This is a genomic window from Thermogemmatispora aurantia (assembly GCF_008974285.1).
Taxonomy (GTDB): domain Bacteria; phylum Chloroflexota; class Ktedonobacteria; order Ktedonobacterales; family Ktedonobacteraceae; genus Thermogemmatispora; species Thermogemmatispora aurantia.
The window spans coordinates 30,094-51,347 of the sequence record NZ_BKZV01000003.1 but is presented as its reverse complement, the minus strand read 5'-3'; the positions used below and the strand labels follow the sequence as shown (position 1 = coordinate 51,347).

15 protein-coding genes are annotated in these 21,254 nt (G+C 61.1%); 2 read left to right on the top strand and 13 right to left on the bottom strand.

Translation table 11 applies throughout. The features are described 5' to 3' along the window. Positions 1–65: 65 nt before the first annotated feature. The 3 genes from KTAU_RS09985 to ftsH all read right to left on the bottom strand — a co-directional run bounded on the left by KTAU_RS09985 (position 66) and on the right by ftsH (position 3,666). Positions 66–548, bottom strand: a complete 483-nt coding sequence (locus KTAU_RS09985) for an Hsp20/alpha crystallin family protein (protein WP_151728255.1) — start codon at positions 546–548, stop codon at positions 66–68. A 222-nt stretch (positions 549–770) separates the two neighbouring features. After that, on the bottom strand, positions 771–1,460 hold the full coding sequence (locus tag KTAU_RS09980; RefSeq protein ID WP_151728254.1) for a metallophosphoesterase: 690 nt from the start codon (positions 1,458–1,460) through the stop codon (positions 771–773). Between the two features lie 115 nt (positions 1,461–1,575). Further along, entirely contained in the window at positions 1,576–3,666 is a 2,091-nt protein-coding gene (gene ftsH, locus KTAU_RS09975; RefSeq protein WP_151728253.1) for an ATP-dependent zinc metalloprotease FtsH, read from the bottom strand. A 628-nt stretch (positions 3,667–4,294) separates the two neighbouring features. Between ftsH and KTAU_RS09970 the strand changes: the two genes are divergently transcribed. Continuing rightward, positions 4,295–6,250, top strand: coding sequence for a DUF505 domain-containing protein (locus KTAU_RS09970; RefSeq protein ID WP_151728252.1), 1,956 nt, complete (start codon positions 4,295–4,297; stop codon positions 6,248–6,250). A 214-nt stretch (positions 6,251–6,464) separates the two neighbouring features. Here KTAU_RS09970 and KTAU_RS09965 read toward each other — a convergent pair whose 3' ends face one another. The 9 genes from KTAU_RS09965 to KTAU_RS09925 form a co-directional block, all read right to left on the bottom strand. Continuing rightward, positions 6,465–7,928, bottom strand: a complete 1,464-nt coding sequence (locus KTAU_RS09965) for an RtcB family protein (RefSeq protein ID WP_151728251.1) — start codon at positions 7,926–7,928, stop codon at positions 6,465–6,467. Positions 7,929–8,287: 359 nt separating this feature from the next. Next, positions 8,288–8,716, bottom strand: coding sequence for an archease (locus KTAU_RS09960; protein WP_151728250.1), 429 nt, complete (start codon positions 8,714–8,716; stop codon positions 8,288–8,290). A 335-nt stretch (positions 8,717–9,051) separates the two neighbouring features. Continuing rightward, a complete protein-coding gene (locus KTAU_RS09955) occupies positions 9,052–10,431 on the bottom strand; it encodes a cystathionine beta-synthase (RefSeq protein WP_151728713.1) in 1,380 nt (459 codons plus the stop codon). Between the two features lie 311 nt (positions 10,432–10,742). After that, positions 10,743–11,981 (bottom strand): MFS transporter, encoded by a 1,239-nt coding sequence (locus tag KTAU_RS09950; RefSeq protein WP_151728249.1) that lies wholly within the window; start codon positions 11,979–11,981, stop codon positions 10,743–10,745. Between the two features lie 170 nt (positions 11,982–12,151). Beyond that, a complete protein-coding gene (locus KTAU_RS09945; protein ID WP_151728248.1) occupies positions 12,152–12,994 on the bottom strand; it encodes a uroporphyrinogen-III synthase in 843 nt (280 codons plus the stop codon). Positions 12,995–13,174: 180 nt separating this feature from the next. Then, on the bottom strand, positions 13,175–13,546 hold the full coding sequence (locus KTAU_RS09940; protein WP_228026391.1) for a Rieske (2Fe-2S) protein: 372 nt from the start codon (positions 13,544–13,546) through the stop codon (positions 13,175–13,177). 78 nt (positions 13,547–13,624) lie between these two features. Beyond that, a complete protein-coding gene (nirB, locus tag KTAU_RS09935; RefSeq protein WP_151728247.1) occupies positions 13,625–16,102 on the bottom strand; it encodes a nitrite reductase large subunit NirB in 2,478 nt (825 codons plus the stop codon). Positions 16,103–16,123: 21 nt separating this feature from the next. Beyond that, positions 16,124–18,238 carry a molybdopterin oxidoreductase family protein gene (locus tag KTAU_RS09930; protein ID WP_228026390.1) on the bottom strand — a complete coding sequence of 705 codons (2,115 nt, stop codon included), beginning with the start codon at positions 18,236–18,238 and terminating at the stop codon, positions 16,124–16,126. Between the two features lie 676 nt (positions 18,239–18,914). Beyond that, positions 18,915–19,688, bottom strand: a complete 774-nt coding sequence (locus tag KTAU_RS09925) for a ferritin-like domain-containing protein (RefSeq protein ID WP_151728246.1) — start codon at positions 19,686–19,688, stop codon at positions 18,915–18,917. 281 nt (positions 19,689–19,969) lie between these two features. On the opposite strand from KTAU_RS09925, the gene KTAU_RS09920 reads away from it, so the two are divergent. Then, the gene (locus KTAU_RS09920; RefSeq protein WP_151728245.1) at positions 19,970–20,374 is read left to right on the top strand and encodes a YkvA family protein; all 405 of its coding nucleotides are present in this window, start codon (positions 19,970–19,972) and stop codon (positions 20,372–20,374) included. Between the two features lie 459 nt (positions 20,375–20,833). On the opposite strand, the gene KTAU_RS09915 is transcribed toward KTAU_RS09920, so the two are convergent. Further along, the gene (locus KTAU_RS09915) at positions 20,834–21,034 is read right to left on the bottom strand and encodes a helix-turn-helix domain-containing protein (RefSeq protein WP_052889029.1); all 201 of its coding nucleotides are present in this window, start codon (positions 21,032–21,034) and stop codon (positions 20,834–20,836) included. Positions 21,035–21,254: the final 220 nt, after the last annotated feature.

The window sequence follows — 21,254 nt, the reverse complement described above, 5'->3', positions numbered from 1 at the left end:
CCCTTCGTAGGTCCCAGGCACATCTTGAGGGTACCTGCCAGGCCAGCCAGATGCCAGGGAAGGGATCAGGGAGTGACACCGGCAGAGACAGGTGTAGCCGCCCGGACACTGATGCGGCGCGGGCGACTGCCTTCGCTTAAGGGAACCGAGATGGTGAGGCGCCCGTTTTCATAGCGTGCCTCGATTTTGTTGGCATCGATGGGGCGATCAAAGGCCAGGGTGCGCTCGACGGAGCCACTGCCGATTTCGCGCAGCAACCAGGTGCCTTGCTGCTGGCCCTCGCCTTCCTCACCTCCATGGTATTTGGCTTTGAGGGTCAGGCTATGCTCGTGAGCAAGCAGTTCAATATCTTCAGGTTTGACCCCCGGCAGCAGAGCGGTAATGCGATAGCCCTGCTCTGTCTCCAGCACATCTAGAGGAATCATGCGCGAGCCACTGCCGAGGAGGGCTGAGCTTGGTCGCACGAAGCTTTGCTCCAGCAGGCGATTCATGGCATCGCGCAAGCTGAGCATCTCCGCGAAAGGATCGAAGCCTCGTGTCAGCGCCATGCTGTAACCTCCTTTCAATGCGGTCCAATCAATGGTGCAAGCTTTTACGCGCCGTTACGTTGCGTTGGCCACATTCTGGTCCCTGGCAGGGTCAGATGACGCGAGAGAAAGGTGAGTATTCACCCTCTGCTGGGAGAGACGCCTGACCGGCGGCAATCGGGGCAGGCCGGCGCCGGTCAGGCTACAAATCACTCAATGCATTTTTTACCTTCTTTTCCTCTATTACAGTGTTCGCCCCTCGACGGTCTGATGTTGTAAATCGATGATGCTGTACTCGCCTCTGGCGAGCGAGCCGGGAGCTACAACGGCGGAAGTGCCAAGCAGCTCACGCTTGCGTTCGGGGCCGCTGACCAGGACCAGGCGCGGGCTATAGCTCTTGATCAGCTCAGCCAGGGTTGGACTGCCAGATTCATGGAAGCCCTTATGGTAGGGCGGGGTATGGAACAGGAAAACCTTCTCATAATCCTTCAGCTCAGAGAGGAACTTCAGGCGATAGACCACCTCCCAGGCCGGATAGCGCAGGCTCTCCTGTTCCTCGCGAGCCTGCTGAGGGTCATCTGTAACGGCCCCCCCCATGCCGGTGAAGACCACGTAGCCCGGGGCCAGGGCGAAGGTCCCGTGGACGCCATGCAGGTAGGGATAGATAACCTCGATCTGGGCTGCCTCCTGCAGGTAGAGGGCCAACGGCCCATCCTCTGGCCCTGGAACGTAGAATGTGGGCAAGCGGCTCTGGGCTAGCAGCGAGAAGAAGCGACCGTAGTCGCGTGGGCTGAGGCTACGCGCTGCCAGGTTACCCAGTATGGCCACTGCCTGAATATCCAGCTCTTGAGCCTGGCGCATCAGTCGCTCCAGTGCTTCCAATTGGCCCGATGGCTCTGCCGTTGCCAGAATGGTATTGACGTGCTTCCGCATAAACGGTTCACCTCCCTTTCAACAACGACGACAACAACGGACGAAGCCAGCCTCGCGTAAGGGTTGTGCCTCAGCCCCAGTAGAGAGTGGTAAGCGGGCCGCCGGCTAGGTTCCTCTATTCGAGCAGAGGCGCGCGGCTCGGGGCTGAGTTTCCAGCCTTGACCTCGACCGCCGAGGCAGTCCCCGGGGCAGTAGCCTCACGGATGATCTGAAGCACCTGCGCGCGCTCCAGGACCTCCTCGCGGAGCAGGGCCTCTGCCAGGCGATCAAGGGCAGCGCGATGCTCAGTCAAGACGGCACGGGCTTGCTGATGGGCCTGCTCAACAATGCGCTCCACCTCAGCATCGACGCGTTGAGCTGTTGCTTCAGCATAGAGACGCTGGTGTTCGCCCGGCAAGGTCCCTTCGAGGAAGCCATTGCCCTGCTCCAAGTCGTAGGCCACCAGGCCCGTGCTCTCACCCATGCCCCACTCGGTGACCATGCGGCGAGCAAGGCGTGTGGCCTCTTTGAGATCGTTCTCGGCCCCCGACGTAATTTCACCGAGGGCTACTTCCTCGGCGGTGCGCCCACCCAAGGCCACCGCCAGGCGTTGCAGCAGGTAGGAGCGTGGATAGTTATGGCGATCATCTTCGGGTAAGAACTGAGTGACGCCTAGAGCGCGCCCGCGTGGGACAATCGTCACCTTGTAGAGTGGATCAACATCCGGCAGAACGGCGGCCACCAGGGCGTGGCCTGCCTCGTGGTAGGCGACCGTGCGCCGCTCGCGCTCGTCCATCAGGGCCTCGCGCTTGCCGCCAAGCAACAGCTTGTCGAGGGCTTCCTGGAAGTCCTCGCGATCAACCTGGGACTTGCCCTTGCGTGCCGCCGCCAGGGCGGCCTCGTTCACAAGATTGGCTAGATCAGCCCCCGAGAAGCCGGGCGTACTGCGGGCCAGCTCCTCTAGATCGACATCGGAGGCCAGAGGCACCTGGCGCGTATGGATGCGCAGAATGGCCTCGCGTCCGCGCCGCTCCGGGCGATCGACAACCACCTGGCGATCAAAGCGACCGGGGCGAAGCAGAGCTGGATCAAGCACATCCGGACGGTTGGTTGCAGCCAGCACGACAATGGCCTCGTGCGGCTCAAAGCCGTCCATTTCGACCAGGAGCTGCTCGAGCGTATGCTCGCGCTCATCATTGCTGGCCAGGGTACCGGCTCCACTGCGAGCGCGTCCAATGGCGTCGATCTCATCGATGAAGATGATACATGGAGCCTGCTTACGAGCCTGGGCAAACAGATCGCGTACACGACTGGCCCCGACGCCAACGAACAGTTCTACAAAGTCAGTCGCGCTGCAGCTGAAGAAGGGGACGCCAGCCTCGCCAGCCACGGCGCGGGCGAGTAGTGTCTTGCCCGTGCCAGGCGGGCCAACGAGCAGGACTCCCTTGGGAATATGAGCGCCGATTTGCAGGAAACGCTGAGGATCGCGCAGGAAGTCGATAACCTCGCGCAGCTCAGCCTTGGCCTCCTCGACACCAGCCACATCGGCGAAAGTGGTCGTCGGTCGCTCTTCGGTATAGAGCTTGGCCCGGCTGCGACCGAAACCGAAGAGTCCTCCACCTTGCATGTCTTGGAGCTGGCGCATGCCTCGCCAGCTCATGAAGGCAAAGTAGAGGAGCAGCAGGACCGGCAACAAATTGATGAACCAGGAGAGCGCCGTCTGCCACCAGGACGGCTGCACAGGTTCAGCGCTCACCTCGACTCCCTTCTGCTCCAGGAGAGGCAGCAGATTAGGATCGCCAGGCGCGGGGATGTATGTCGAGAAGTGGGTGGCTGAGATCGTTTGGCCATCTGGCTGCCGCTGCTCGATGGGCGACTTGAGCGTCCCGGTGACACTATTGTCGCTCTTAATGGTTACACTGGCAACGTTGTCTCGCTGAACCTGCTGAATGAAGGCGCTATAGGGCAGCTCGATGGTAGTTGTCTGCCCCCAGCCCGTCAGGTTGAAGAAAAACGGGCCGTAGAAGACCAGGTTGATGAGTACCATGATCAGCAGGAGCCGTAGCCAGAAGCCAAGACGGGGCTGAGGCTGATTCTGCTGAGAAGATGACCCCGGTCGCTGCTCTCCATTGGGGCTGGGAGCGCCTTTATTGGCTGGGTGATTGCTGCTGGGACGTTGAGTCCTTGGCTGCCTGCCTGACGTGGTGCTTTGCTTCTGTTCGAGCATCGTCGCCTCCTCCGACAGACCGCAGTCACCAGCAAGTCTGACATTCGCTAGAGAGACACCACTGGTAACTGGCCTGCCTGACGCACAAAAAGCTCCTCTCACTCTTGCAACTATGGTGGACCGAAAACGAATACGTGGACGGACGAAGGAAGAGCGGAGGCCGGCGGCGCTCGAAGCCAACGAACTAAAGAACGTGAGCGCCTCTCCTCTCGGCGCTCGGGCGCAAGTTCTCGGAACCTGATCAGACGATGACAGTCATTTTCTCTCTCAAGGGAATCTATAGACAAGTTGGCGCTCTTTGTCAAGTGTCTCAATTAGCTCATCAGGTGAAGGAGCAGGGCAAAGAAGTGCTCTCCCCGTTCTCTTAACTACAGAATGAGATAGTCTGAATTATGATACGTTATGATGACCTTGACTGAGGAGAGCAGAAACCGTACACTGGAAAAGCCCGTCTCGTTCTGGCCTGCCCAATGTCGGCGGTTCCGCTCCCGGGAGGAGAGAAGAAGAGCAGGCTCGTGTAGCGATTTGAGACACGAACCTTGATCCGCTGCTTACTCACCAGGCGATAGTACGTGCGCTGTTTTTTTGTGGCCGAGTAGGAACGGAGCCAGGAAGGAGGTTGGTTGTTATGCTCTTGACGGGAGCTCATGTAGCAGCCTTACGGGAGTTAGCAAGCAGTGAAGAGGCCGGCCAGGCTGCCTATGAGCTGGCAGAGGATGATCGCCGTGCCTTGACCTATCGAGCCTTGGAGTTACAGGGGCTGGCGGCCCTGGAGCTGCCACGCTCCTATCGTCTGACCTATGCCGGACGAGAGGCTCTCCAGTTGCTGGAGGAGATGCGCCGCGACTGGCAGGCGGGCAGCCTCAGACTCGATGAGCGCGGACAGCATCTTCTAGCGGGCGAGTACGAGAACGGAGAGCAAAACTGGCGCTTCTTGGGGTCGGATATTCTGGCAGCGCTGCAGGCTGCCGAACACGCTGGTGGAAGAGTGGGGCCAGCGACCGCGGGCTTGTTGCAGGCCCGTGGCCTGACCGAGGAAGCGACTGATCCGCTCCATAAGAGTGTGGTGCAGCGCTTGAATCGGCACGGGCGGGCCTGGCTAGACTTCGCGCGGCGCCACCGGCCCCGTTTGGAGATCGATGGAGAGCTGGCCAATGCCATTCAGCGGATGATTCCGGGCTACAGTGGGCGCCCGGCTCCCGGCCTATCGGGAGACTTCATTGATCTGCTAGAGGCCATGGAGCTGATCACCTGGTCACTGCCTGATGGACGATTCTATGCCCTGACGGCGCTGGGTGAGGCTGTCTATGAGGCGCTGCGCAAGGGAGGCTATACGCTTGGGGCCGTCGTCCTCGACGAGCCTACTCTCAAGCTGCTGGCCCTCCTGGTAGATCGCGGCAGCGAGGCTCTCACAGCTGACCAGAGAGAGCAGCTTCAGGCACTGGGTTTTATGGGGCTGGATGGCCATCTCACGCCTGCCGGTGAGGCAGCTCTGCGTGCTTACGCGCTCCTGCAGAGCGAGCGGCCCGTCTCGGTGCGGACTTTCGCCCTCACAGAGGCCGAAGTCGAGGTCTTGCTGACGCTCCACCAGCTCGCAGCTCGTCAGGAGAATGGCGGCCCCCCTCCTGATCTGGAGCGTCTGCGCAAAACGCTTGTAGAGCAGTTGGCCGAACGCTATCGGGAGATCGTCGGACGTTATGGCCGGCGTCTGGAGGAGCGCTCGGCCCTGAAGCGACGTGCTGTGGAGCTGCTGGGGGAATTACGTAGCCGCGATGAGTGGTTTGATTCGCTGTGGGACCTGGAGGAGCTGGTGGCCAGTCTAGAGGCCCTGGCACTGGTGCGGACCGAGAGTGATGGCGAGCGGACGCTCTATCGGCTGACCCCCTATGGCCAGCGTGTGGTCGAGGAGCAGCAGCAGGAGCAGATACGCGCTATCTCCTCAACGGCGGTCAAAGCCGTGAGCATGGCTGTGACGCGCTGGACAGGGCTGGCAACTTCCTGGGTGGAGCGAGCGCGTGAGGAGGGCCTCGTCGGTAGTGGAGGAGGCGTGACCCGAGCGGGCCGGCTCTACTCCTGGTTGGCTGAGCATTGCCCGCGCCAGCCCATGCTGACGCGAGTGGAGGCAGAGGTGCTGGCTAACCTGCCAGAGACGGAGCCAGGGCCATTCGTCTCGGAGTATCAGGCATCTCTAGAGGGGGAACGTCTGGCCTGGGCTCTGGATAAGCTGGAGGCACACGGGCTGATTGACCGCCTGGCAGACGGACAGATTGTGCGCACAGAGGCGGGCCAGCTGCTAGCGCGAGCGGTGGCCGGAGCGACAAAGCTGGCTCATCCCGTTACGCCACGCATTGTGCGCCTGCTTGAGGCCATGCGCCAGGTCGGAACGCTCTATGTCAAGGAGCGGAAGATCCGTCTTCAGCCGGAACAGTGGAAGGAAGTGGAGCGTCTCACGGGCCTGGGGCCGCAGGAGTTCCTGGAAACGCGACATGTAGCGCGTATGGGCCATTATATTGGTGAGGTAACGCTTAATGAGGCCGGGCTAGAGGTGCTGGAGGCGGCTGCCCTGCTTCAGCAGCGCGTCTGAGCGGAGCGGTCCGGGGAAGTCGTTCGACCTTTTGTCTTGTCTGCACTCCTCTGGCGATAGGAGGATAGACAGCCCAGAGAACAGCCCTGGATGAAAGGCTGTCCGGCCTCCCAGCTGCCAACCAGCCAGATCGGGTTAATAGCCTGGCTGGTTGGCAGCCCGCCCTTCTATCTGGCAGCAGCACCGGCAGACGCCTTTGATCAGGCCAGGCAGCTTAGCCCTTGACGACGATGATCGGGCGTAGTCGAACAACGAGCCTGGCCAGGCCGGCGTTGTGGACGACGCGCACCACCTGCTCGGCATCCTTATAAGCCAAAGGCGCCTCTTCAGCCAGCAGGCCCTTGCTGTGCACCCGCACCGCGATGCCTTTCGCCTCCAACTGAGCCATTAGGTCTTTGCTGCTGATAGCTTTCTTGGCCGCCGTCCGGCTGCGCTGGCGTCCGGCGCCGTGGCAGGTTGTCCCAAAGCTCTGCTCCATTGAGCCAGGGGCACCGACGAGGACGAACGAGTAGCGTCCCATGTCGCCCGGGATCAGCACCGGCTGGCCCACCGCGCGATACTTCTCAGGAACAGCGGGATGCCCGGCAGGAAAGGCGCGCGTGGCCCCTTTGCGATGGACGCAGACGCGCTGCAGCTCTCCGTCGATGCGGTACTCTTCAATCTTGGCGATATTATGACAGACATCGTAGACCAGTGGCATCTCCGCAGGCCGCGCCTGGCGCCCGAAGACTCTGGAAAAAGCCTGGCGCACGCCGTGCATGAGCAACTGGCGGTTGGCCCAGGCAAAGTTTGCCCCGCAGGCCATAGCCCCCAGATAGGATTTGCCCAGATCCGAGCGCAGCGGCAGACAGGCCAGCTGTCGATCGACAAGCCTGAAGCCAAAGTCTTTCTGCTTGGTCTCGGCGACGCGAATGTAATCCTCGGCAATCTGATGCCCAAATCCCCGAGACCCGCAGTGAATGGTCGTGACGACCTGGTCCTTGTAGTAGAGGCCAAGTGCTCGCGCCGCCTCTTCGTCGTAGATGTAATCGACGACCTGGACCTCGCAGAAGTGGTTACCGGCGCCCAGGCTCCCGAGCTGGTTGACGCCACGCTGGATGGCCGTCGTTGAGACGGCTTCAGGATTGGCTCCTGCCAAACAGCCTCCTTCCTCGGTGACTTCCAGGTCTTCCGGAAAGCCATAGCCCTGCTCAACGGCCCAGGCCGCCCCACGCACCATGACCTCCCGCAGCTCTTTTTCGCTCAGGCTGCGCATGCCCTTGCCGCCCACACCCGAGGGTAGGTGCTGGAAGAGTTCATCGGCCAGACGATCGGCTTTCCCTTTCACTTCCTGATAGCGTAGATCCGTAGCCAGCAGACGTACCCCACAGTTGATATCGAAGCCGATCCCTCCCGGGGAGATGACGCCATCGTCCACATGGGTGGCAGCGACGCCCCCGACAGGGAAGCCATAGCCCCAATGGATATCAGGCATGGCCAGCGAGTAGCCGACAATGCCCGGCAGCGTGGCAACATTGGCTACCTGCTGCAGCGAGTTGTCCTGGCGAATCTGTTCGATGAGAACGTCATCGGCATAGACAATGCCCGGCACGCGCATCTCCGGCTGGTAGCTCTGGGGGATGCGCCAGCGATAGGCGTCAATCCGCTGGAGAGGAACCTTTGCCCCGCTATCGCTCATCGTGAATCCCTCCTTGCTCTTCTTGTGCTTTCCTCAACTTTACTTCAAAGGAGAATCGTAGGCTGCTTGCGCTGTTACTGTCAACCAACCAGCGGTGGGGGTAGCGCGCCACAGTCCGTTCTTCTCTGGTCGACAACCTTTAATGGAAGACGACGCCATTGGGCCGCTCGAGTCCCAAGCACGGCACGGAGTCATCTGACAGGAGGGCCAAGGATCAGCGGCAGTGAACAGCAAGGCACTCTCTCCCTCCTGCGAGCATCTGGATAGCTGGGGAGATGGCAGGGCCTGGGTGAGTGAAGCAGAAGAGCGACAGGCGCACACAGAGACGCGGTAGTGCTTCCGGCGAGCAGGGCCGAGGGCTAGATGTCGAAGATGATGCGTGCCCGATAGCCGTTAGCGGTGGAGACAACCTCGGCCTGATGTCTGGTGACCGCCTTGATGGCACTGCTCAGCTCGTGGCGTTGCTCATCATAGGGCTCGCCGCCCGCACGCGCCTTCATCTTCAGCTGGGTCTCGGAGAAGCGCTCTATCTCGAACTGGCGAAAGAGCAAGAACTCGGTATCGAACAGGAAGATCAGACGGCTTAGCCAGGCAATCAGCAGCGAGACCAGATCGTCCCCCTCAACCTCCACCTCCCGACTGATTCTGGGCTCGACCTGCTCCAGAGGCACCATCAGGCTCTCCATCCCCTCTGCTGCATGGATGAAGAGTTCTGGCAGAGTCCGCCCATAGACCTGCAACCCGACGTCTGCCGTGTGCTCGAAGACTTCAAACGGCAGCTCATCCATAGCTAGGCCCACTTTCTGCCGCCCGGGATTGTCCTCCCAGCCTGCATCTGGGCAAGCGCTGGCCAGCGCATGGCACTTCTCCACCTCTGGGATACTGCTCTGGTATCGTCTTTCATAGCTGCCTTCCTCCCAAAGGCCGGCCAGTTCGCTGCGTTCAAACACCACGCTTCGATGGTAGCAGCAGATTTGCGCTTTGTCAAGATGAGGGAGAGCGCAGATGCTGCTGGGCCGCGCTCTCCCTTGTTCCCCGTTATGCCGCTCAAGCGTAGCGCAGCCCAGCCCAACCCTGCAGTCTGATAGAGCGGGGAAGAGATGCGGGAGCGGCAGAGTGCTAGCTAGCAGGTTCGCTCCCGGCTGTGAGCCCAGAACTCCAGCAGGTCGCTGCGGGTGACAATGCCTTCGAGTTGGGGGCCTTGCATGACGGCCACCGCCGAGTGACCACCCCGAAAGAGGGTATAGGCTTCCTGGATAGGGGCATCAGCAGGCAGCTCGGGGAAAGGGGGGCCTTGGAGCGAGCCGACTGTCTTCTCGCTCAGCGATTCTCCGCTTGCCAGATGCAGGAGCAGCAGATCCTCGGTCAAGCTACCCACCATGCGCCCGTCCTCCATCACAGGTGTCTGGCTGATCCCATAGCGACGGAGCAGCTGAACAGCATCAGCGATCGAGTCCTGGGGGGCGACGCTGACAACCAGCGGCATGCTCCCCTCATGCGTGCGCCGATAGGTGAGCACGTCCCGCAGCGTTGGCTGCTCACTCTCAGCCTGCATGAGCAGGTTGTTCTCGCGCATCCAGGTGTCGTTAAACTGCTTGCTCAGGTAGCCACGTCCGGTATCGGGGAAGAGCACAACAACGACATCATTGGGAGTGAGCCGGCGTGCGTAGGTAAGGGCTGCCGCCAGGGCAGTGCCCGAGGAGCCACCGACGAGAATCCCTTCTTCGCGAGCCAGGCGCCGGGCCCAGTAGAAGGAGATGCGATCTTCGACGCGAATGACTTCATCGACGATAGAGGGATCGTAATTCTTGGGAAAGACCTCCATGCCGATGCCCTCGACTTTGTAGGGCTTGGGAGTGTCGCCCGAGTAGACAGAGCCTGCCGGGTCGGCACCGATGACCTTGATAGCCGGGTTCTGCTCCTTGAGATAGCGAGCGGTACCGGTGATGGTGCCACCGGTGCCAATGCCCGCCACAAAGGCCGTGATGCGCCCAGCAGTATCGCGCCAGATCTCCGGTCCAGTGCTGGCATAGTGAGCAGCCGGATTGGCAGGGTTGGAATACTGATCAGGGCAGCAGGCCCCGGGAATCTCCTTCGCGAGACGATGAGCCACGTTCTTGTAGTGCTCAGGCGAATCGGGGGGCACGGTGCTCGGGCAGATGACAACCTCAGCTCCATAGGCTCGCAGCAAGCTGCGCTTCTCTTCGCTGACTTTGTCCGTCATGACAAAGATGCAATGGTAGCCTTTGATGGCAGCAGCTATGGCCAGGCCATGACCGGTATTGCCGCTGGTGGGTTCGACAATGGTACCCCCAGGACGCAGCAGGCCCTGGCGCTCGCAATATTCGATCATAGCTGGTCCGATACGATCTTTGACGCTGCCACCAGGATTGAGCATCTCGATCTTGGCGAGCACGAGGGGGGGAACATCGGCAGCGACTTTGCGCAGGCGCACCAGTGGGGTGTTGCCGATGGCATCGAGGATGGAATCATAGTAGCGCATGTCTCCTGGAGCGGGTTCAGCCGCATGCTTCTCCTGCATATCTCCACGCTTCCTCTCTGCAGCAGTTACTGGCGTTCTTTCGTTGGGTGGGCACGTGCTGGATAGAGAGATGAGACCCGACCCGGCCCACCACGCAAGCGACGCACCCAGTGGACCGGGACATGCCTGATCTCGTAGCCACAGTATAGCATGAGGAAGCGTGGCCTGGCCAGAGAGAGGCCCAGAAGCATGGCTAGCAGCCGTACAAGCGTCAGGCTGGCAGAGGAGAGAGGCCTCCTCCCTCCCCTCCGGCTCCGGGCCTGAGGTTGCTGCTATGAGCCACCGCGACCACCAGAGTAGGTCGTGGGCCGTCCGACAGGAGCAGCAGCGTGCTGTCCAAGCTGCCAGTCCGGTCGCAGGCTCACGAGCAGGCGCAGGCTGACTAAGGCACCAAGAGCAAGGAGCGCCAGGCTGATCAGTCCCGTAGCGTAGCCACCGCTCAGCTGCCTAGCCTCGCCCAGCAGCGAAGGCAGGAGGAAGCCCCCCAGTCCGCCACAAGCCCCCACGAATCCGGTGGCCATGCCGATCTGCTGAGGGAAGCGCAGGGGGACAAGCTGAAACACCGCACCGTTGCCTGTACCAAGCATCGCCAACAGGAAGAGGATCAGCGCAGCTCCCAGGCCGAGCGGTGGAACACAGGCGAGCAAGGCGTAGCTAATGGCCACTAGACTAAAGACAATATTGAGCATGAAGATGCCACCCAGGCGATCAGCGAGGAAGCCCCCCAGAGGACGAGCCAGACTGCCGGCCAGACTGGCAAAGGCAGTGAGGAGGCCAGCGCTGACGGCGCTCAGGCCATACTGGTTGTGCAGGAAAAGAGGTAGGAAGGTGCTCAGACCAACGAAACCTCCAAAGGTGATGCTGTAGAAGAACGCAAACCACCAGAGATCGGCGCTTTTGAAGATGGACCCGGATGATTGGGATAGGGAGACAGTACTGGCCGGAGCTTTCTCAGCTTCGCGACTCAGGGTCACGAAGATGAGCAGGACCAGAGCCAGAGGGATCATGGCCAGCCCCATGACGACATGCCAGCCATAGCTGCGCGCGAGTGCTGGGGCAGCAAGGTTGGCAATCACGGTCCCCATGTTGCCAGCGGCGGTGATCCCCATAACCAGCCCCTGCCGCTCAGCAGGGTAACAGCGGCTGGCCAGCGGCAGAGCAACGGCAAAGGAGGAACCGGCACAGCCAAGCAGGAGGCCAACAGCTAGCAGAGCCGGAAAGTTGAGGGGCAGAAGCCAGCCGGCCAGCAAGGGCAGGAACAAGAAGAACAGCAGAATGGTGCCCACACGTTTGTAGCCAAAGCGATCACCCAGTATCCCCATTGGGAAGCGCGCCAGCGAGCCACCAAGAGTGGGCACGGCTACGAGAAAGCCCTGCTCGGCAGGACTGAGCTTGAGATTCTGGGCAATGAAGATGCCAAGCGCTCCAAGCAGAACCCAGAGCGCAAAGCAGGTGTCAAAATGGAGGAAGGCCGCCATCAAGGTAGTAAACGGTGTGCGGAGAATGCGCATAGTTATAATGACCTCCTAATGATAGGACAGCAGGTTGATCATTACCCAGTGCGCGAGCCGAGGCCGGCTCAATTAAGGTTGCCGCTTGAGCAGTCCGATGTGGAGAAGAGGGGGAGCCGGGACGATGCGATGGGTAAAGCCCTGCTCGCAGGCAGCTCCGTGAGCCTTAGTTAGCTCCTGGGAAGAGCCTGGCCTTGGCGCTCGAGATAGTCCGAGAGAGCCTTGACGAGGTGGCCCATGCGCGGATGCTCTGGTACAACCTGCGGCCTGACGCCATAATGCTGCAGAGCCTCACTGCAGGTGGGACCAATCGAGGCGACTGTGACCCGCTTGCGCAGGGCCTCGGCGAGTCTCTGGCTGCACCCCTCTCTCTCTGCCAGCTGGAAGAGGTGACGCACCTGGATCTGACTGGTCAGGATGAGGGCATCGACTCGTCCGGCACAGAGGTCGTGAATGAGCTGGCTGAGGGAGCTGGTGTCTTCGGGGAGCTGCCACTCGTAGAGGCAAAACTCTAGAACCTGGACACGGCGCTCCTGAAGGTAAGCCACGAGCCGGGCGTTGCGCTCTCCATAGTGCAGCAGCGCCACCCGCTTCCCATTCAGCTCGATCTCATCCAGAGCGTCGAGGAGTTCCTCGGTAGTGTATGGCTCGCGTGCACTGATGTGCACCGGCAGGCCGTGTCTCCTGAGCACGGTGGCCGGCTTGGGACCACGGCAAATGATAGTGATCCGCTTGAGCTCATCAAGCAGTTCTGGAAGCAGACCTTGCTGCTCGATCTCTCGCAACAGTGCATTGGCGCCCACGCCGGTCGAGAAGATAACGGCGTCCAGGCGATGAGCGCACAGCTCATGCAGCAAGGTCATGGCCTGCTGGGTCGCATCTGCCGGCGGAACCTCGCGCACGGCAGGGATACAACGGGCGCGTCCGCCGTGACGCGCGATGAGATTGGCGAGTTCCCCGCTCATGCGGGCTTCCAGGACAGCGATCTCGGCTTCTGCAAAGCGTCTTGTCATGGCTGGTCCCTTTTCCTCTTTCCGTGTTCCGCTTTCCGCTTGTCTCGCCTTCCCCTCATTTCCTGTCTATCGACTCGTTTGTGGCCTATCGAGCGACCTCGCCCGTCCGCTGCCAAGTTAAGCGGCGGACTGAGGCGAGGCAGCGAGGGCAGGGCCTGCCCGACCCTCTTCCTGTCTTTTTTAGTCGTCGACGGTGATCAGCATGTTGCCGTCGGCATCAAGGCGAACGGGATAGGTGCGCAGGCTTGGGCAGCTATTCCCAAGCGGGGCGCCCGTGCGCAGATCGAATTTGAAGGCGTGCAGCGGGCAGATGACTTGGCCATCTCCGATGATGCCGTCGGCTAAAGGCCCTCCCCGGTGGGGGCAGTCAGCCTGTGTCGCGAATAGCTCTTCGTTGCGGCTGCGGAAGACGGCGATGAGCCGATCACGCAACCGATAGGTGCGGCCTTCGCCGCGCGGAATGCGGCTGATGTGCCCTAGATTATAGCACACGGCTCCGGGTGGTAGCGGCGCTTTCATGATGGCTCGCTCGTTTCCTCCTTTCCACTCCATTCTGTCCTGGGCGGCACTTCGGGCAGGCGTCCGTGGGCGAGGATAAATAAGGCAGACCTGATCGGGATCAATGCATGCTCACTCGCTGGCCCCCAGGGGAACGGGCACGGCATCCAGGGCCTGACTAAACTGGGTGGGGGTCGCGGGCTGCTCGGCCTCGCGCTGCCAGGGGTCAACATAGGCGTCGACGGCCGCCTGGATCTCGCGGTCGAGGCGCTCGCAGATGCCTTCGACATCCTCCACCAGGACGCGCCGCAGCTGCTCGATGCCAACGCGCTCTACGAAGTCGTAGCTGCGCTCCTGGTATTTGGCGTTCTCACGATAGTACTGCATGAAGCGTCCCATGTAGAGCAGTACCTCCTCGTGGCTCGCGACCGTGCAAAGCAGGTCCCCCTTGCGAACACGCGAACCAGCGGCCCCCCCAACGTAGATTTCCCAGCGGCCTCCCTCAATGGCCACGGCCCCCAGGTCCTTGGTTGTGGCCTCCGAGCAGTTACGTGGGCAACCGGCGGTGGCCAGCTTGACCTTGTGGGGCATCTCGATGCCTTGATAACGCTTTTCAATTTTGATGCCAAGGGCGGTACTGTCTCCCAGACCGTAGCGACAGAAGTCGCTGCCCAGGCAGGTCTTGCAAGTGCGAAAGGCTTTGGTGTAGGCATGGCCCGAGGGCATGCCGAGGTCTTTCCAGATGGCTGGCAGCTGCTCTTTGCGCACACCAACCAGGTCGATACGCTGTCCGCCGGTGATCTTGACAAGCGGCACGCGATATCTTTCGGCGACGTCGGCAATGCGGCGCAGTTGCTCGGGTGTGGTGACGCCTCCGTAGATGCGCGGCACAACGCTGAAGGTGCCATCCTTCTGGATATTGGCATGCACGCGGTCGTTGATGAAACGAGCATCACGCTCGTCCTGGTAGTCCTTGCCCCAAATGGTCTTGAGCAGGGAGGCCAGACCAGCTTTGCTGGTCGGGTCTTCTCTGCCGTTGGCAAGCGCCTGGAAGACCGCGGAGACACTGCGCAGCTTGCGCTCTTTGATGACGCGCACCAGTTCAGGCTTGGTCAAGGGAATGGCTGGGACGTAGTAGTGCACCGCCGGGTCTTCGGCGACCTCACCCTCGCAGGCCAGGACGAGTAGCTCTTGGACCTGGCTCTTGCAGGAGCCACAACCAGTGGCGGCGCGCGTGGCTTCACAGAGGGTTTGAAGGCTGCGCTTGCCAGTACGCACGGCAGCCAGGATGCTGCCTTTAGAGACGCCGTTGCAGTTGCAGATTTGAGTGTCGTCGGGAAGCTCGGCCACTGATAGCTCCTGCTTGCTGCCAGCATGGTAGGGGAAGAGCAGCTCAGCGCGGTTGGTGGGCAGGGGATCACCGCGCAGGAAGAGTTGCACAAGGCGGGCAGCAGGCATACTGCCTGGCAGGTCGCCCAGCAGGATGGCGCCCTGCAGACGTCCCTCGCGCACAATCAGCTTCTTATAGATCCCACGGGTGGGTTCGGCGTAGGTGATGACCTCGTCAGTGCTGCTGGCCGGCTCTTTATCGCCCATAACCGTCAGGTCAAGGCCGCTGACTTTGAGCCGTGTCGAGATAGCTGAACCAGTGTACTGTTTCTGACTGGCGCTGTCGGTCAGGCGCTCAGCCAGGATGCGGGCCTGTTCCCAGACGGGGGCGACCAGGCCGTAGGTCTGCCCACGATGCTCGGCACACTCACCGAGGGCAAAAACATCGGGGACACTGCAGGCCAGGTCATCACCGATGATGATGCCGCGCCTGACGGCCAGGCCAGCTGCCCGGGCCAGATCGGTATTAGGGTGGGTGCCGGTGGCGATGATGCAGAGATCGCAAGCAAGTTCGCTGCCATCACTGAAGCGCAGGCCGCAGAGCCGGTCTGCTCCGAGGACGGCCACCGTCTCCTTGCCGAGGTGCAGCTGGACCCCCTGCTCGCTGACGAGGCGTGCTAAGACGGTGCTACCTGCCGCATCGAGCTGCAGGTTGAGAAGGTGGGGAGCACGGTGGATGAGGTGAACCTCCAGCCCGCGTTGGACTAGACCACTGGCAGCCTCCAGTCCGAGGAGTCCCCCGCCGATGATGGCGGCACGTCTAGCGCGGCTGCTGTGGGCAAGGATGGCCTGGCAGTCGTCCAGAGTACGGAACGTAAAGGCTCCTTCGATCAGCTGGCCATCCTCGCGCACGAGGTTGAGCAAAGGGGGAAGGCAGGGGCTGCTGCCAGTAGCGATTACCAGGCGGTCGTACGGTTCCCAGGAGCCATCGGCGATCTGGACGCGGTGGCTCTGCCAGTCAAGGCGAGTGGCGGCCTGACCGGCGTAGAGTCTGATATTATGTTGCTTGTACCAGGCCAGCGGATGGAGAAAGATGTGTTCGGGACAATAGGTGCCGGCCAGGACCCCCGAGAGCAGGATACGATTATAGTTCCCGTAGGGTTCAGCCCCCAAGACCGTGATCTCGTAATGCTCTCCTCCCGGGCGGCTGACAATCTCTTCGACGAGGCGGGCGCCGCCCATACCATTGCCGACGACAACGAGTCGCTGTTTCCGCGTCATCTGTGTTGCTCCCTCCCTATGTTACTCGCCAGGATTGGCAAGACGCTCAATCCGCACTGCGCAGACCTTGAATTCGGGCATGCGACTCATGGGATCGAGCGCAGGATTGGTCAGGCGGTTGACTGCTTGTACGCCTCCCCAGTGGAAAGGGACGAAAAGCGTATCCTGGCGAATCGTCTCGTTGATCCTGATACGGCCCTGCATGCTTGCCCGACGTGTTGAGAGCAGGGCCAAATCCCCTTCAGAGAGACCGTGCTCCCTGGCAGTTATCGGATGAATCTCGATCAACGGCTCCGGACTGAGTGCGCGCAGCTGACTGATGCGCCGGGTCTGGCTGCCTGACTGATAATGAGCCAGAATGCGCCCCGTGCAGAGATAGAGGGGGTAGTCGCGGTCAGGCTCTTCGCCAGGCCCCTGATAGTGGGTGACATGAAAACGGGCACGTCCGTCGGTAGTGGGGAAGCTGTCGGCGAAGAGGCGAGGAGTACCCGGGTGATCCGGTGTCGGGCAGGGCCAGAAAACACCCTGCTGGGCATCGATCTTTTCGTAGGTAATGCCAGCGTAGTCGGCCAGGCCCCCGGCGCTGGCGCGCCTGAGTTCTTCGAAGACCTCCCGGGCGTTCCGAAAGCGGAAATACTGGTCTTTGCCCAGGCGCCTGGCCAGCTCGCAGAGCAACGTGATCTCATCCCAGACGCCAGCTGGCGGGTCAAAGGCACGGCGCCGATGGATGACGCGGCCTTCGAGATTGGTGAGCGTGCCCTCTTCTTCGGCCCATTGAGTGACTGGTAAGACAATCGTGGCCAGGCGTGCCGTCTCAGATAGGAAAAAGTCACAGACGATCAGACAGTCGAGGGCAGCCAGCCGCTCTTCGATGTGCAGGGCGTTAGGAGCTGAGACGACCGGGTTACTGCCCATGACGAACAGACAGCGCACGCCTTCGGGCGTGCCCAGGCTGGCCAGCAGTTCATAAGCCGAGCGGCCTGGACCTGGAAGCTCGCTCTCGTCAATGCCCCAGACACGGGCGATGGAGGCTCTGGCCGCAGGATCGTCGATCCGGCGATAGCCCGGGAGCTGATTGGCCTTCTGGCCATGCTCGCGTCCTCCCTGGCCGTTGCCCTGGCCAGTGAGGCTGCCGAAGCCGCTTCCGGGCTTGCCGACAAGCCCAAGGGCCAGGGCAACGTTGATATAAGCCAGGACATTGGTCACTCCTTGACGCTGCTGCTCAACGCCGCGCCCGGTCAAGATGATGGTTGAGTGAGCCTGGCCCAGCAGATGAGCCACCTCGACCAGGTCTCGCTCGGGTACACCGGTCAGGCGTTCAACGCGCTCCGGCCAATAGGCCGCGGCCATTGCCCGGGCGGCGTCAAAGTGACTGGTGCGTTGGGCGATGTAATCTTCGTCGATGAGGCCATCACGAATCAGAACGTGCAGCAGGCCATTGGCCAGCACCGCATCGCTGCCAGGCGTGAGCTGCAGATGCCGCTGGCCTGAACGAGCCGTGAGACTGTGACGGGGATCGACCGTGATCAGCAGGCCTCCGGCTCGCTGCTGCCGGTCCAGATACTGCATCAGCGGGGGCATGGTCTCGGCGATGTTACTCCCTGCGAGGAGGATGACCTCGGCCTGAGCCAGGTCTTCCAGAGGGAAGGGCAGCCCCCTGTCGAGGCCGAAGGCGCGATTCATGGCTTCCGCCGCTGAGGACATGCAGAAGCGCCCGTTGTAATCGATCTGGGAAGTGTTCAGGGCCAGGCGGGCGAACTTGCCGAGCAGATAGGCCTCTTCGTTCGTCAAGGCCCCGCTCCCGAAGACACCAACAGCCTCCTTCCCATAGCGCTGCTGGGTGATCTGGATGTGCTGCACAATGCTGTCAAGTGCTTCATCCCATGAGACCGGCAGCAAGCGGCCATCAGGCTGACGTTTGAGTGGTGTCTGGAGGCGTTCAGGATGGGCCAGCGTCTGGGGTGAGGTCCACCCTTTCAGGCATAGTCCTCCCCTGTTGACGGGAAAGCTCCTGTCGCCCTCGATCCATATCTGTTGTGGGCCTCCTCCCAGGAGCATGCCGCACTGGAAGGCACAGTATGGGCAGTGAGTTGCTATGCTATTAGAGCTGGTGTTTGTCTCTCGCCGCTGCTGCAAGGTTATCCTCCCTCGCCTCGAGGAGCAAGGCAGCCAGCTCGCTAGACCAGAGCTGGTCTAGTCCAGGGCCGCACTCATACCGGCAGGATGCGCAACGTCACTCATTGTTCCCCGACCGCTCCTCCCTCGGTCTGATCTCTTGCCGCGTCCAGGGGAACGGGGGCAGCAGCAGCGCTGTGGGATCTGCTCCGGTCGGCTCGACTCGCAGCCATCGACTGTCTCTGGCTCTGCAGTCAATGTCTGCCCGGGCCAGAATGATGATCGGCAGAGCCTTTAGTCAATCTGCACAGTTCCCTTTTGTGAATATACATTACCATCTCGTTTTTAGCGCCGTCATTGGCAGAATAGCTGAAGATTCCCTCTCGTTTATTGGTCATATTGCACAATTTGCGGATCTGGTGGCTGTCCTGGAGGCCCCTGGCCGTGGTGCCTTGCAGGCTGAGCAGCAGGGTAGCACTTCTAGCTCATCGAGGTCAGCCCCTCTCTGGTCTCCCCCAAACAAAAAAGCGCTGGACGCCAGTGAGCGAAGGAAGTGGGTGGCAGGCGGCCTTTCCGGCAGCGCCTGACCAACCGCTATCTTCACAGGCCTGGCGTCCGGCGCCCAGCCCGCTCCTCCCACCCCCCCGTGTCCTTGCCAGCGACGTTTCTCCCCAGAAGGAGAGGAGCGAAGAGAGCGTTATTTGAAGAACTTTGGTACGTTCACATTATAAAATTCGGCCTCCAGGAACTCCAGGAGGAGAGCGAAATTCAGAATAGCCGCATCGTTCTTGAGAGAGGTCGAGGGATCAGTGCCCCCATTGAGGCTGGCGATGAAAGGCGAGACGGCGTTCACAATCTCGGCTTGCGAGAGCGGCTTGTCGAAGGCACCATTGGGGCTCAGCGGCTTATTGAGCAAGGCATCGAGGAAGCCGGCGTGGCGTGCCTCCACTGTCAGAATCGAACCAGCGGCGGCCAGATAGGCTTTGGTGGCGATAGCCGGGGCCGCCATCAAATAGGCTCCCACGCCAACGTTCTCGAAGGTTTGGGCCAACTGAGCGAATGCCTGGACGTCCATCTGCTCCAGGTTCTTAAAGGTTGGCTTGGGGCGAGGCTGGACGCCTGCCTTGGTTAGGGCCTGCTGCAGAAAGGTCACGTGGGCATTCTCATCCTGCATAATCTCGCGGAAGGCCGAGCCACTATCAGCCACCGCAGCGAGCGAGAGCATGCGCACTGGGGATGATGGTGCTGACGTGGCCGCACTGGTCGGCATCGAGGCCGAACCTGTCATCGTCGAGCCGGAGCCGCAGGCCGCCAGCAAGCCCCCAACGGGTACCGCCAGCACCATCCCTGTCAACGAGCGGCGTAAGAAGGCCCGGCGTGCCGGGACCCTGGTCCTGGCAGTGGCTGACTCCTTCCCCCGGAGGCCAGGCTGCTGGCTAGCTAGCTGTGAATCGTGTACGGGATCGAACATGCTTCGTCTTCCTCATCTCCATCAGAGTAGTGGGTAAGCTGGCTGCCAACGGTTGCGCCCCTCCCGTCAGTCAGACCGACCAAGGTAACGAGAAGAGAGATAGCCGCACCAGGGGCCGGCCTATTGATCTGCACTGTAGCGACTCTCCCTATCCTGACATTGAGCACATACGTGCTGCCTCGGTGACTGGATTACTGAAGGGTCCAGTTTGGGAGCGCGGCGGCTTGCCGCGGCACGTATACTGAAAGGGAGAGACCGTTGAGGGAAGTGTTGGAGGAACGATGCAAGCCTTCAGAGCGCGCTGGCAAGCGCGCGTCCGTCAACTGCGGCAAGAAGTCCATGCCCTTCTCCTGGCCTATCGTGATCCGCGCCTGCCCTGGTACCACCGCCTGCTGCTTCTTGGTCTCCTGAGCTATGCCTTCAGCCCGGTTGACCTGATCCCTGACTGCATCCCGGTCGTCGGCTATCTCGATGATCTGGTCATTCTGCCGCTCGGAATTCTTCTGGCCATCAAGCTCCTGCCGCCTGCTATTCTAGAGGAGAGCCGGGCCCGTGCACGCGCCGTTCAGGCTCAGGAGAAGCCTCACTTTCGAGGAGGAATCTTTCTGGTGCTGGCGCTCTGGGGACTCAGCGTCCTCTTCTTGCTCTGGGTGCTTAGCAAGTCTCATCTCATACCAGGTCACTGAAAAAGCCAGCCGGCCCCATCCATCCTACCGGGCCCGCCCGTGGTGCACAGAAGAGAAGCTACCCGGCCTCATCGCCAGGTAGCATCACAACTCTTGGCCCGAAAACAAGCGAAGCGAACAATCAGCATTCGGAAAGATTGATCAGGGGGCGCTCCCTGTTTCGCTTCACCACGGTCGCTTTTGCCTCCCTCTCACTGCTGGCAACAAAACGACTCGATGCCACAGCAACCAGGGGACACGCCCCTATTAGACAAATAGCCCTTCCTCGACAGAGGAGAGAAATAGTAGAGAGACACCGACCACCATGCCTAGAGTCCCTCTGACTGCGATCGCAGGCTGTACTTTGCTCGATCTTAGAGGGGCAACTATTCCAATTCCACCCGTAGTCGTCACCAGCCATTCACGACCATCAGCCCGCACACTAGCTATCTGCAGTCACCAGTTACGGTGGGTGCGACGCTACTTCTGCCCCTCACCTAAGAGCCGTTCCAGCGTTGAGCGCTTAATACGATAACTCTGGCGCTGGCTGGCCCGAGGCAGGCGCACCCCCTCTAGCAAGCCCTCCTTGACCCAGCGTCTGACCGTGGTAGCATCGACCCTCAAGAGCTGTGCGACTTCGCTGATTGTGAGCAGTTCTTCCACTTCCAGATGTCGATCCATAACCTTCTCTCCTTCGCAGACAACCGGTCCGACACAACCGCTTCCAGGGAAAAGAGAGGAGAAAGGGGAGGGGACAGACACCCAGGGCTGCCCCCGCCTGGCGTCCCCTTTGGAGCAGGGATTGCTTGCCTTTCTCACCAGCACACCACAGGGCTGGCCCCTCTCGCGCCCTGGAACCGCCACGACGGTATTCTGTGTCTGCAGCATTGGCATCGAGATG

Excerpts from the sequence above, each read along its gene's own strand:
- KTAU_RS09950 (WP_151728249.1), bottom strand. The coding sequence starts at position 11,981 with ATGCGCATTCTCCGCACACCGTTTACTACCTTGATGGCGGCCTTCCTC.
- KTAU_RS09970 (WP_151728252.1), top strand. The coding sequence starts at position 4,295 with ATGCTCTTGACGGGAGCTCATGTAGCAGCCTTACGGGAGTTAGCAAGC.
- KTAU_RS09915 (WP_052889029.1), bottom strand. The coding sequence starts at position 21,034 with ATGGATCGACATCTGGAAGTGGAAGAACTGCTCACAATCAGCGAAGTC.
- ftsH (WP_151728253.1), bottom strand. The coding sequence starts at position 3,666 with ATGCTCGAACAGAAGCAAAGCACCACGTCAGGCAGGCAGCCAAGGACT.
- KTAU_RS09945 (WP_151728248.1), bottom strand. The coding sequence starts at position 12,994 with ATGACAAGACGCTTTGCAGAAGCCGAGATCGCTGTCCTGGAAGCCCGC.
- KTAU_RS09965 (WP_151728251.1), bottom strand. The coding sequence starts at position 7,928 with ATGAGCGATAGCGGGGCAAAGGTTCCTCTCCAGCGGATTGACGCCTAT.
- KTAU_RS09940 (WP_228026391.1), bottom strand. The coding sequence starts at position 13,546 with ATGGAGTGGAAAGGAGGAAACGAGCGAGCCATCATGAAAGCGCCGCTA.
- nirB (WP_151728247.1), bottom strand. The coding sequence starts at position 16,102 with ATGACGCGGAAACAGCGACTCGTTGTCGTCGGCAATGGTATGGGCGGC.
- KTAU_RS09955 (WP_151728713.1), bottom strand. The coding sequence starts at position 10,431 with ATGCGCTACTATGATTCCATCCTCGATGCCATCGGCAACACCCCACTG.
- KTAU_RS09925 (WP_151728246.1), bottom strand. The coding sequence starts at position 19,688 with ATGTTCGATCCCGTACACGATTCACAGCTAGCTAGCCAGCAGCCTGGC.
- KTAU_RS09980 (WP_151728254.1), bottom strand. The coding sequence starts at position 1,460 with ATGCGGAAGCACGTCAATACCATTCTGGCAACGGCAGAGCCATCGGGC.
- KTAU_RS09920 (WP_151728245.1), top strand. The coding sequence starts at position 19,970 with ATGCAAGCCTTCAGAGCGCGCTGGCAAGCGCGCGTCCGTCAACTGCGG.
- KTAU_RS09985 (WP_151728255.1), bottom strand. The coding sequence starts at position 548 with ATGGCGCTGACACGAGGCTTCGATCCTTTCGCGGAGATGCTCAGCTTG.
- KTAU_RS09960 (WP_151728250.1), bottom strand. The coding sequence starts at position 8,716 with ATGGATGAGCTGCCGTTTGAAGTCTTCGAGCACACGGCAGACGTCGGG.